General features: G+C 43.8%; 9 protein-coding genes. 6 read left to right on the top strand and 3 right to left on the bottom strand.

The window, feature by feature from the left end; translation table 11 throughout:
- Positions 1 to 117: 117 nt before the first annotated feature.
- Positions 118 to 1848, bottom strand: a complete 1731-nt coding sequence (gene hmpF, locus NJ959_RS17445; protein ID WP_254013015.1) for a pilus motility taxis protein HmpF — start codon at positions 1846 to 1848, stop codon at positions 118 to 120.
- A 921-nt stretch (positions 1849 to 2769) separates the two neighbouring features.
- The gene (locus NJ959_RS17440; RefSeq protein ID WP_254013014.1) at positions 2770 to 2925 is read right to left on the bottom strand and encodes a hypothetical protein; all 156 of its coding nucleotides are present in this window, start codon (positions 2923 to 2925) and stop codon (positions 2770 to 2772) included.
- Positions 2926 to 3156: 231 nt separating this feature from the next.
- Between NJ959_RS17440 and NJ959_RS17435 the strand changes: the two genes are divergently transcribed.
- Positions 3157 to 4458 carry a response regulator gene (locus NJ959_RS17435; RefSeq protein ID WP_254013013.1) on the top strand — a complete coding sequence of 434 codons (1302 nt, stop codon included), beginning with the start codon at positions 3157 to 3159 and terminating at the stop codon, positions 4456 to 4458.
- Positions 4459 to 4532: 74 nt separating this feature from the next.
- On the opposite strand, the gene NJ959_RS30225 is transcribed toward NJ959_RS17435, so the two are convergent.
- Positions 4533 to 4655 carry a hypothetical protein gene (locus tag NJ959_RS30225; RefSeq protein ID WP_256529355.1) on the bottom strand — a complete coding sequence of 41 codons (123 nt, stop codon included), beginning with the start codon at positions 4653 to 4655 and terminating at the stop codon, positions 4533 to 4535.
- 140 nt (positions 4656 to 4795) lie between these two features.
- On the opposite strand from NJ959_RS30225, the gene NJ959_RS17430 reads away from it, so the two are divergent.
- The 5 genes from NJ959_RS17430 to NJ959_RS17410 all read left to right on the top strand — a co-directional run bounded on the left by NJ959_RS17430 (position 4796) and on the right by NJ959_RS17410 (position 11869).
- Positions 4796 to 5161 carry a response regulator transcription factor gene (locus NJ959_RS17430; protein ID WP_254013012.1) on the top strand — a complete coding sequence of 122 codons (366 nt, stop codon included), beginning with the start codon at positions 4796 to 4798 and terminating at the stop codon, positions 5159 to 5161.
- Positions 5162 to 5173: 12 nt separating this feature from the next.
- On the top strand, positions 5174 to 5704 hold the full coding sequence (locus tag NJ959_RS17425; protein WP_254013016.1) for a chemotaxis protein CheW: 531 nt from the start codon (positions 5174 to 5176) through the stop codon (positions 5702 to 5704).
- Positions 5705 to 5846: 142 nt separating this feature from the next.
- The gene (locus tag NJ959_RS17420; protein WP_254013011.1) at positions 5847 to 8951 is read left to right on the top strand and encodes a methyl-accepting chemotaxis protein; all 3105 of its coding nucleotides are present in this window, start codon (positions 5847 to 5849) and stop codon (positions 8949 to 8951) included.
- Positions 8952 to 9156: 205 nt separating this feature from the next.
- Complete coding sequence (locus tag NJ959_RS17415) at positions 9157 to 9948, top strand: MlaE family lipid ABC transporter permease subunit (RefSeq protein WP_254013010.1); 792 nt, start codon at positions 9157 to 9159, stop codon at positions 9946 to 9948.
- Positions 9949 to 10075: 127 nt separating this feature from the next.
- Positions 10076 to 11869, top strand: a complete 1794-nt coding sequence (locus tag NJ959_RS17410) for an ABC1 kinase family protein (protein ID WP_254013009.1) — start codon at positions 10076 to 10078, stop codon at positions 11867 to 11869.
- Positions 11870 to 12101 lie beyond the last annotated feature (232 nt).

Genomic DNA, 12101 nt, shown 5'->3' with positions numbered 1-12101 from the left:
AACAACTAACAACTAACAACCAACAACTAACAACCAACAACCAACAACCAACAACCAACAACCAACAACCAACAACCAACAACTAACAACTAACAACTAACAACTAACAACTAACAACTAACAAGCAACAGTTTGGCGCAATTCAGAAATCATCTGGAGTTGATAGTCACCGATTTCCTGAATTTGATTTAAGACTTCTGCGATCGCATTGAGCTTTTCGGTGAGTTGACTGAGAGCCTCCTGTCTTGGCTGTAGTGTTTCTTGAGTCAGATTCACCCTAGCCCAAAGTTCTGATAGAGAGACTTTCATAGATTGCCAATTTTCCTCTATACCTTGAAGCTCGGCTTCTTTCGCCTCATGCTCCTTAGCTTGCTGCTCGATCAACTGTTCGGCTTGGTTGATGCTCTGGCGCATTTGTTCCACCTGACTTTCCACTTTTCGCACTTGAGTTTCCTGTTGCTGTCGTTGGCTTTCCAGTTGGCTCAAAATCGGTCCGAGGTCAATTTTCAGGGTATCTGAGCCATTGGGTTCCACCACACCTTGGCGACGGCGACACACCCGCAGATGCTGATTGAGAATTTCTTCTCGCTCCCGTAGATTCCGGCGTTGACCGACTAATGTTTCATCTAGCATCTGGTAGCGATCTTCCTCTTCTGCTAGTTCGCTTTCTAGATGGATGCGATCGTAATCACTAGCCGAGTTAATTTTTTCTTGCAATTCTTCCACAGTTTGACGCTGGAATGTCAGCTCTTCTTCTTGATCGTTAACAAAGTGCTTAACCTTTTCCAACTCCTGCTGCAAATTTTGGACAATTCCCTGAAGTTCACCCAAAGGCATTTTTTCCAGAGCTTCGATATTCACCTGCTGGCTAATTTTGACATCAGCAGAAGTTGTTGCTAAACGAGCCAACTCTTGATGTAGCTCTTCCTGGGTTCGCAATTGAAGACTGAGCATATGAACAGCTTCTCGCTTAATTTCCAGGGTATTTTGCTGTACCTTCAACTGGGCTTTTGCCTGCTCGAATGATTTGTGGACTTCCTGCAACTCCTGCTTGCGATTTTGAATTTCTTGCCCTCGATAGTCAACTTCTGCTTGTTGTTGTTGAGCTTCCTGATGTTGTTGTTCCCACTGTTGCCAGTCATTCTCCAGCATAGACTGCTGATAATTAACTACTTCCAATGCCTGATTTAATTGTTCCCGCAGCGATTCAGTCGGAACAACTGCTTCAGACAATCGCAAGAGTAATTGTTCTATTTGAGCAGCTTGATCCTCACTTAAGCCAGCAGACTGTTGAAACTCTCCTTGTTGTTCCTCGAAGCGTCGCTGTTCGCCCCGTAGGTGTTCCCACGCTCCCTCCAACTCTTGGCGGTTTCGCTCGAACTCTTCTTTTAGTCTTGCTACCTCTTCTCGCTTCAGCTCTAGCTCTTGTCGTTGTTGCTCTATTTGTTCAACCTCTTCCTCCACAGCTTGAAGCTCTTCGGAACGTGCTTCCATCTCCATTTCGCGGCGGTTTAGTTCCTGACTTTGATAAGTCAAAGACTGCTTCCACTGCTCAATTTCTTCTTCGCCACTTTTCCATTTTTCTAGCTGTTTGGAGAAATTTTGCAACTCTCTTACTATCTGCCCTCCTGCTGGGTCAATATTTCCCTGAATCTGTCGATTATTACCCAGATTGACGATGACCAACACACCCTCGCCAAAGGCACTAGCTTCTTCCCCAGGAAGCGTTTCTTCACCAGGTAATACATTCCAACTCTGGTCATTGCGCTGACAAGCCAGGAGTTTGAGTTCGGTCTTACTGCCAAAAGGGCCAGTTTTCTGCTTTTTGACTTCTGCTAGATAAAGCACACCGATCGTCCTCTTTTAATGTCTCATGCCCAATCCTTAACTAAGCTGACGCTTTTGAAGGAGTAGAGTCAGTCCAATCGAACCGTTCCATTCATCTGTCTTCCTCCCTGGAGACTCCCGCCATAGCTGTAGGAGGCTTGGCAGTGAGAGGAAAGGGAGGCCAGGGTCTATGCTGCATTATGTATCTCCGTAAAAGGAAACCGTTGCGCCGCTCCTAAAAGGAGCCGCTTCGCTAACAAAAGTGGTTATTCTCCCTGACATACCTGCTGACATTACAGGATTAGGCTACCGATATTGTTCTTGAAAGACCCGCCGCTCCTAAAAGGAGCCGCTTCGCTATCGGTGGGGCGTTTATTTTGGGATTCCTCCCACTCCCATTTCTGGGGTAAAGTTAGCTATGCCTACGGCACGCTTCGCGAACGACAAAGTTAGTGGTCGGTACTATCTCTTAAGCACTGCCTTCCAAATAGCTGTTTAACCTAAAAGTTGTAGAGCTACAGACTAGCTACGCATCTCTAGGTAAGAACTTAAACACTTGCCGAGCTTCGTAGGCAAGGCGGCCTGAGTCTGGTCAACTAGGGCTATCTTTCAAGCCCCCGCTACATCGGTAATCCGAGCCTTCGGTGGGTTGTTGACTCTGGGTGCCATTTTCCCAGATCGTACTGGAGAGACCAATTTGCACAAAATGAATGTCTACGGTAAAAACATCACCTGAGTCTGGTAAACTAGGGCTTTTCTTCACGCCTCCCCCGCTATAATCGGTAATCCGATGGCAGGCGTGGGTTGTTTACCTGGGGGTGAGCCAAAATCAAGTCAGTGTTATCCACCATTTAAATCTTCAATTATACTAATTGTATTACCATATCGCTACCGACCGTCTCGACTACAATGCTGTAGATTCTAACTGACCGTTAAGCTAAGTTAAGTTTTAATTCTAGCATTGGTCTGTTTAAAAGCAGTAGTACAAACACAGGATTTGCTGGTGCGATCTGCTCGAAGGTGCATGATGTCAACTACCCGCACTTCCCGGACGGTATAGACTAAAAGCGCCATGAAGACCCAATTGATGTTATTCATAATTGAGCAGCTTGGGCTGCGGACAGATCTTGACTGCCTACAAATACTGACCGAATAGAGAGGAAGGGGTTGAGTGGAAAGCTTTTTCCTTTACCAGAGCAGTAGCAGTCTAGAGGGAGATTTGTTCAACATCACAGGTATCCATACCCTTGTCAAGGCATCTTGAAAAAATGATGGGTAGGAGTGATTTTCTTTCATCAAGCGATTTTTTAGGAGCATATTGAGCATCAAATGCAGGGAACGTTGAATGAAATTGACATCCGCAGCATCCTGCAACTGATCGAACTAGGTCAGCGAACAGGGGAACTGTTGGTTGAGGCATACGGAGTCCACTCAAATAGCACAAGTGGGGATGTTCCACTCCAGGGGTTCTCCTTTGGGATTCCGGAGCGAGAAAGCAAAAAGCGCAAACCCGGTCCTTTTTGGTTTGTTTTCTTCCTAAACGGGAAAATTGCCTATGCTGCCAACAGCGATGCTAGCTTGTCGCGTTTGCGGGATTACCTGCGCCGCTACAGAGTCGATGCCGCTCTTGATGACTTGGCAGGTCCATCAATTGCAGCGACAAATGCACCAGAATATGCCTATCTCTGGGCTTTGTTAGAAAAGCATATTATCACACCCGCCCAAGGTCGCAGCATCCTTCAGAGTATGGTTCATGAAACCCTATTCGATCTGCTCAGTCTCCATAACGGATACTTTGTCTTCGAGATTAGTCCGGCATTAGCCCCCCAACTGACGAGTCTGGAGATTGCCCCAATAGTGACCAAAATCATGAAACAGGTCCAGGAGTGGAAAGAATTTCATCCCCATATACAATCTCCCAATCAATGTCCGATTGTGACAGATGCACCTCAATTACGGGAGACTTTGCCGGAAAATGCCTTTAGAACCCTAAGCCGTTGGGCAGATGGGAAGACTTCTCTACGTCAAATGGCTCGCTATCTCAATCGGGATCTCTTGACGGTAGCCAAGGCAATCTATCCTTATGTTCAACAGGGCTGGATTCAATTGCTGATGGCAAGCGTACCAGAAATTACCAACCTGCGACAATGGGACTTTCCAGGCATTACCCGATCCCGTCGTGTAATCTGTGTTGATGATGATGTAGCAATTGGTAAGACCGTAGAATATATGCTGCAAGCGAGGGGGTATGAAGTCACGACAATCCAGAATCCTTTAAAAGCACTCAGTCAGGTATTCCAAATCAAACCAGACCTGATCGTTTGTGACCTAGTGATGCCTAAACTTGATGGATACGAGCTGTGTGGAATGCTCAGACAGTCTACAATATTCCGTTTGACCCCCATTATTATGCTCACAGGGAGAGATGGCTTTATCGACAGAGTTAGAGCCAGGATGGTGGGTGCGACAGACTACTTGACCAAACCATTTGGCGCTAGCGAGCTGTTGATGCTATTAGAGAAATATATTGGTCCTGGGGATCTCCGCCAAGGCAGTATGGACAATTCAGTCACTGAGGCGGTAGATCGTTCGAGAGAGGCAACTGATGTTACCGAGTCAGCCTCAGCTTAAAAATGTCAAAAAGGGATGAGGAATCCCCCCAATCCCAATTACGATAACTATTCAGGCTAGTCACTCAGCAGATGTTATTTGGAGATATAGATGTCGATCGTACCATTGAGAGCGCGATCTCGAAGCAGCAGCGCAACGCGATCGCGCTCTTGAATTCTGAGGTTACCAACCGCCCCTGATAAGTAAGGGATCTCCAAATCCTAACTACGTCAGGAGAACACCACAGACTGGCAAAATTGAGAGATACTTTAATCATTACGCAAGTTTTATGTTTAAGTATAAAATCCAAGGTTACATTCAGAGTTCACCCGATCGTCGGCAAATCAGGTAGGGAGTTATGAGTACAGTTCTGGTTGTAGAAGATAGCCTTGCACAACGGCAGATGATCTCAGACCTCCTCAAAGGCAGTGGGTTAACGGTTTCTGTCGCTAGTGATGGCGTTGAAGCTTTAGAACATATTCTGAAGTCTTGCCCTGATGTAGTGGTCTTGGATATAGTTATGCCTCGCATGAATGGCTACGAGGTTTGCCGCCGTCTCAAGGCCGATCCTAAAACCCAGAACGTTCCAGTTGTGATGTGTTCTTCTAAAGGAGAAGAATTCGATCGCTACTGGGGCATGAAGCAAGGGGCAGATGCTTACATCGCCAAACCTTTTCAGCCAACCGAGTTGATCGGTACAGTAAAACAGCTACTCAGGGGATAGGTTTTGAAAATAATGGTTGGCAATCCAGACTTTTTAACAGGCAAGGGTGAAGACGGTGGCCCAGAATTTCAGGAACTAGAAAGTCCTGAAGGTGAACTACACCTGCGGTTTTATGTCCCTTCTGGTAATGAATTCGCCTTACCTGCTACGGGTATCAGAGAAGTACTCGAACCCTCACCAAATCAGATCACAGCAATTCCTAATGCTTCCCCCTTACTTTTGGGGACGCTAAACATGCGAGGAAGGGTGATTTGGGTATCAGATCTTGGTCAGTTTTTGGGAGATACGATCGCTGTGAATACAGATCGCACCGAAATTCCTGTGATTGCGATAGAAGATCAAGATACAATGCTGGGTTTAGCCGTTGACCGGATTGTAGACATGGACTGGTTAGATATAGATCAATTACAGATGGCTAGTAATGTTCCAGATACAATGGCACCATTTTTGCGTGGGGAGTGGGTTTTAGACCAAGAACAAGGGAAATTTTTACGACTTCTCGATCAGGTGGCAATTCTACGATCGGCACGGTGGGCAACATGAAATTGATTTAGAGTAATTTATTGTTGGTTGTTGGTTGTTGGTTATTGGTTATTGGTTGTGACAAATAACAAAAAACAAATAACAAAAAACAAAAAGAAAATAACTAATAACTAATAACTAATGGCGGGAGCGGGAGGAATTTATGACATCTGGTAGAGATTATGAACAGGAATATGGAGAAGCGCAAAAAGCCTATATGCAGGGCAATTATCAAGAAGCAGCCGAGATTATAAATCGGTTAATTGATAATTTACCTGACGATCCAAGTGTGTTCCTACTGCGGGGTCATATCTACTGCTATGGTTTGCACCAGCACGATCTGGCGATAGAACAATATGAAAAGGTACTAAACCTCACGACAGAAGCAGATTTCCTTGATTATGCCAATAAAGGTATAGAAGACAGTAATCAATTTATCAATGAGTCAAGCTCTAACGGGTTCTCAGGAAGCTCCCAAGCTTTAGAAGAAGAGGAAGAGGATAATTTTGAGGATACTGGGGACTTAAGTGAAATGGCAGGGGTGAGGACATTCTCCCACTTGGAAACAAATGATGAATCCGATACCTTTGACTTGGGAAGCCTGGATTTTGAGGAGGGGGTTCTTGATGATTTTGCCCAAACCTCGGTTATGGCATTTGCCGATCCCTTTGGTAATTCAGAAGAGGGTGGGGAGGAAGGATATATTAGAACCAATGATGATAATCCTTTTGCCTTTGATGGTGATTCGGGGGAAGACAGTCAGGGGTTTCAGGGATGGCAGAGTGAGGATCCGGAATTTGACCTAGACGATCCTCACAATTTTGGGGATGATGATTCAGATTTAAGTTCCCACTTAAAGAAAATTTTCAATGATGACGATGTAGAGGAAGATCGTACTGCGGCAACTTTTGTCATGCCCAACAGTGGATTCTTCGCTAAACCAGTGGATGAAAAAACGCTGAATGAATCATTTGACTCGGAATCGTCTTTTGAAATTGATTCTATAGATTCAGGCGAGGATAAAATTGGCTTTGGCGAGGATACGATGGGTTCTGCTTATCGTCAAGCTTATCCCGTTTTTGAGGACGAAACACTCTTGATGGACTCATCTGAGATTGAGAGTTCTTTAAAAACAGATACAGATGACTTTGACTACTCTGGACAGGGGCGGACTTTGGCAAGTGAGTCCTTTGAAATAATCGACTATGCTCAGGATGCTCACAGCTTTGAGCAGAATGGGTATAACTCCCAAGATCATAACTTTGAATTTGATGAATATGACCAAGCATTCGATCGTGAGTCCTTTGCTCTGGATGATATTGCCGAAGGCGATTCGGACAGTTTCTCAGGAATTGAAGACGATCAAAGTTCCACAGAAGGTTTTCTCGATGCGTTTGATGTTTTTGATGAGGATTTAGGTTCGATTCCTGATTTCTATGAAGGCGTGAGTGAAGACATTTCATCAGGAAGCGGTGATGAAGCAGATTTCGATTTATTGAGCAATCGTGGCGTTGTATCGGGATCGAGTGCTGGCGGTATGGGGGTAAGGGAACCAGGAGATTCCTTCGGCTTCTCTATTAGCGAAGCCTTTGCCGAAGGAGTAGGAGATGGCTACCCTTACTCCTTTGGAGAAGACTCTGGGAAACTCGAAGGGCACAACCCCAGAGAAAGGAAGGGCGATTCTGGTAGAGGCGGAAGTGGGAATGGATATGCGAAAACTGCTGGGGATGATGAGATGTTTAACCTCAGTGGCACTTCTGAACAAATTCCGATATTTAACCAAACTAAAGAAACTGACTACGAAATCGTCCCTAGTGTTGAGCAGGGTTGGGTTGCTTTCTTTGAAAATGCCTCCCTTAAACAAAAAAATCTGATGACAGCGGTTGCTACTGGGGTAGTATCCTCGGTGATAGTGGCGGTGGTGAGTTTTGTGTCAGCCAACCTAGCGGCAAAAGATAAACCGGGTGTTGTCACCCATCTACGGAATACTAGCGGCTTAATGACCCTGGTTGCTGGTTTTGCCAGTTTTGGTACTACCCTATTTCTGGGTAGAATTACAACCAGGCAAATTCAAGAAGCAACAAAAGACCTACAATCTCAATTTGATGCTGTTTCTCAGGGGAATCTTAATGTTAATGCCACAGTTTATTCTGAAGGTGAATTAGGTCAATTAGCCACTAGCTTTAATCAGATGGCGCGAGTGATTCTGACTACAACTAGCGAAGCGCAACGGAAGGCAGAAGAACAAGAACAAGCCAAAGAAGATTTACAACGTCAGGTAATTAGATTGCTCGATGATGTGGAAGGGGCTGCAAGGGGCGATTTAACTGTACAAGCAGAAGTGACTGCTGATGTTTTGGGTGCTGTGGCTGACTCTTTTAACCTGACGATTCAGAATCTACGGGAAATCGTGCAACAGGTGAAAGATGCAGCCCGGAAAGTTACTAAAGGTTCTAATGATAGTGAGTCTTTTGCCCGTGCTTTATCCTCTGATGCTTTACGCCAAGCTGAAGAATTGGCAGTCACTCTTAATTCTGTTCAAGTAATGACTGACTCGATTCAGCGGGTGGCGGAAGCGGCACGGGAAGCAGAGGATGTGGCTCATTCTGCTTCCTCAACCGCGCTTAAAGGGGGCGAAGCAGTGGAAAGGACTGTGGCGGGGATTTTACAAATTCGCGAAACAGTAGCAGAAACAACCAGAAAAGTCAAGCGTTTAGCCGAATCATCTCAAGAAATTTCCAAGATTGTCGCGGTGATTTCTCAAATTGCCTCCCGCACCAATTTACTGGCTCTAAACGCTAGTATTGAGGCGGCAAGAGCAGGGGAAGCAGGGCGAGGTTTTGCGATTGTTGCTGATGAGGTGCGGCAGCTAGCAGATAGAGCTGCTAAAGCCCTGAAGGAAATCGAGCAAATCGTATTGCAAATCCAAAGCGAAACCAGCTCAGTTATGACTGCGATGGAGGAAGGTACGCAGCAGGTGATTGATGGTACGAAACGGGCTGAACAGGCGAAGCGATCCCTTGAAGATATCATTCAAGTGTCTAATCGTATCGACGCACTAGTCCGTTCAATTAAAGCCGATACGGTGGAGCAAACCGAAACCTCCCGTGCTGTAGCCCAGGTGATGCAATCGGTAGAATTAACTGCCCAAGAAACTTCCCAGGAGGCACAGCGGGTATCGAGTGCTTTGCAAAATCTAGTTGGTGTGGCGCGAGATCTCTTGACTTCTGTGGAACGCTTCCGTGTAGAATCCAGTGATGGTAAATAGTTGTTAGTTGTTGGTTGTTTGTTGTTAGTTATTGGTTGTTTGTTGTTGGCAATGAGTTTAAAGCTACTTATTGGTAAAATAACTGATAACTGTAACAGGTGTCCCGCCTGTTATACGATAAATAACAAAAAATAAACAACAAATAACAAAAAATAAACAACAAATAACAAACAACAAACAACAAATAACAAACAACAAACAACAAATGACAAATACGAGTTCTAGCTTGGGGTTGTGGTTAGAGCGATCGCTAGCAGCCATTTTCTTGGGGGGGCAAGTGATTTTACATCTGTTGAGTGGGAAAATCAACCGACGGAATACCCTCGATCAAATGGCTGTTGTTGGTCCTGCTTCTCTGACTATTGCCCTGATTACATCTGGTTTTATTGGTGCGGTATTTACGATTCAGGTAACGCGAGAGTTTATCAACTTTGGCGCGACGACAGCGATTGGTGGGGTATTAGCATTAGCATTGAGCCGAGAATTGGCACCAGTTTTGACGGCTGTGGTTTTAGCTGGGCGAGTTGGATCGGCATTTGCTGCGGAAATTGGTACTATGCGGGTGACAGAGCAAATTGATGCTCTTTACATGCTCAAAACCGATCCCATTGATTACTTAGTCATTCCGCGTGTCATTGCCTGCTGTCTGATGCTACCGCTACTAACGATTCTTTCAATAATTCTCGGTATGGCTGGGGGAACTTTGGTCGCTACTACTATGTACAATATTCCTCAGCCTATATTTCTGGATTCTGCTCGTAACTTCCTAAAAGTATGGGATTTATGTTCGGCGGCGATAAAAGCGGTTGTCTTTGGGGGGTTGATTGCCATTATTGGTTGTAGTTGGGGGTTAACTACTACTGGAGGTGCAAAAGGGGTGGGACAATCGACAACAACGGCTGTGGTTACTGCTTTACTCGCTATTTTTATTACCAACTTCTTTCTATCATGGATTATGTTTCAAGGAACAGGTAGTTCGGCAATTAGTTCGATTTGAGAATCCCCGTCTCCGAGTGAGCGGGGATTGTTAAGGGTTTTCCAACTTAATGCAAAAGATGCCAAAGAATTACGCCTATAAGTTATAATTTGATTCAATTCAAAACTCTACCCCCTCAAGAAAACCCTTGCAGTACAACATATCAAAAATTTCGGAATATTATCGCAAACATCCTTGGCAAGTCTGGCACCGCTGCTCAACCTTTGCCATAAAACTTATGACCTTTGTCTTGATGTTAGGATGGGATTGGTTAACTGGTTCTATCAGGAAAAATCAAGGTAAACGAGCCATTCATCTCCGTGAAACGATAACTAAACTTGGATCAACTTCTATTAAACTAGGGCAAATTCTTTCCTGTCGTCCCGATATTATCCCCCCGATTTACTTAAACGCCATTACTGATTTACAAGACCAAATACCCACTTTCCCAGATCGAATTGCTTATCAATTAATTGAGGAAGAATTGGGAAGCGATTATTCAGAAATCTATGCTGAATTAAGTCCTTCTCCAGTGGCCGCCGCATCCCTTGGGCAAGTTTACCAGGGCAGACTTAAAACGGGGGAAGTGGTGGCGGTGAAAGTACAACGTCCAGGTTTGCTTGAGAGTATTTCTCTAGATATTTATATCCTCAGACAATTAGCTGGTTTGATCCAAAATAATGTTTCCTTTGTTCACAGCGATCTTCTAGCAATTGTCGATGAATTGGGAACTCGTTTATTTGAAGAAGCTGATTATTTACATGAAGCCGAAAATGCTGAAAAATTTGCTCACCTTTATGGCAATATTCATAACATAAAAGTCCCGAGAATTTATCGAAAATATACAAGCCGCCAAGTTTTAACAATGGAGTGGATCTTTGGGATTAAATTAACCGAAGTAGAGACTCTAAAATCATTGGGTTTAGATCCCGATTATTTTATTAATTTAGGATTCGAGTGTGCGCTACAGCAATTACTCGGAGAAGGTTTTTTCCATGCAGATCCTCACCCTGGTAACTTACTTGCAACCGCAGAAGGAGAATTAGCGTTTATTGATTTTGGGATGATGAGTTCTCTAGAAGTGAGTTATCGGTATCGTTTTATTGAATCGATGATTCATATTTTAATGAGCGATTTTGAAGGGTTAGCTGAAGACTATATCAAAATGGGATTTTTACCCCCAGAAACGAATTTAAAACCCCTGATTCCTGATTTAGAAGAGATCTTTGCTTCAGCATTAGGAGCTTCAGTTACTGAATTAGGGTTTAATCAAATTATTAACAAGCTATCTCCTTTATTGTATAAGTATCCCTTCCGGTTGCCGACTTATTATCTTTTGATTTTTCGCAGTGGTGCAAGCTTGGAAGGAATTGCCCTTAAGGTTAAACCTGATTTACAAGTTTTTGCCCAAGCTTATCCTTATGTGGCATCTAGGCTATTGACGGCTACTGTTCCGGAATTAAAGACTTGCTTGCAAGATATTTTAATTAAGGATAATCGGATTAATTGGCAGCGATTGGAACAACTTATTCAATATGCCTCAAAAAATAAAAATTCTCAATTAAAGACATTAATTAATCCCCTATTGAATTTTATTGAATCAGAATCAGGCAGTGTGTTTCGTCAGCTTTTAATTCGGGATATCCTGGCGGACTTAGATGCTTTGCCCAGTCAATTATTAACCAAAATCATTCAAGGGATTGCTGGGAATGCGGGAATTTATATTAGCGCTCAACCTCCTCGGACTCCGACTCTAGATTTTATCCAAAGAGTTGGTAAATTACTAGTAGCAAATTCGGTCAATCCTTTAGAATTTGTTCCTGATATTGTCCACCTTCTGTTGAAACCAGAAGCCCAACGCCTGGGGCAAAAAGTCATTGAGGAGTGGGGATGGAAGATGCTCAAAGGGTTCTCTTTAGAACTATTTGTCAAGAATTATTAACAGAGTTTGACCCTGTTCAAATTGAGTATTGACAGCTCCTTGTCCTTGTGATATCCTAACCATCCATTTGATTGTAGAATAGTTAATTACAAGCAATTAAATACAGAAATTTGATTGTTATTGTATTTTATTTTACAATAAATTCTGAATGAAGTATTGACAGCTCCTTGAGCTTGTGATATGCTAGTCATTAATTTGATTGTATAAGAGTTGTTAATAAGCAATTAAATCC

Origin of the sequence: Limnofasciculus baicalensis BBK-W-15 (assembly GCF_024178385.1) — a bacterium.
Taxonomy (GTDB): Bacteria; Cyanobacteriota; Cyanobacteriia; order Cyanobacteriales; family Coleofasciculaceae; genus Limnofasciculus; species Limnofasciculus baicalensis.
Note: the sequence above shows the minus strand (reverse complement) of the source record. Positions and strands in the feature narration are given on the sequence as shown.

What these genes read in the sequence shown, in the direction of transcription:
- NJ959_RS17440 (WP_254013014.1), bottom strand. Translation starts at nt 2,925, where the DNA reads ATGAATAACATCAATTGGGTCTTCATGGCGCTTTTAGTCTATACCGTC.
- NJ959_RS17435 (WP_254013013.1), top strand. Translation starts at nt 3,157, where the DNA reads ATGCAGGGAACGTTGAATGAAATTGACATCCGCAGCATCCTGCAACTG.
- NJ959_RS17430 (WP_254013012.1), top strand. Translation starts at nt 4,796, where the DNA reads ATGAGTACAGTTCTGGTTGTAGAAGATAGCCTTGCACAACGGCAGATG.
- NJ959_RS17425 (WP_254013016.1), top strand. Translation starts at nt 5,174, where the DNA reads ATGGTTGGCAATCCAGACTTTTTAACAGGCAAGGGTGAAGACGGTGGC.
- NJ959_RS17420 (WP_254013011.1), top strand. Translation starts at nt 5,847, where the DNA reads ATGACATCTGGTAGAGATTATGAACAGGAATATGGAGAAGCGCAAAAA.
- NJ959_RS17415 (WP_254013010.1), top strand. Translation starts at nt 9,157, where the DNA reads ATGACAAATACGAGTTCTAGCTTGGGGTTGTGGTTAGAGCGATCGCTA.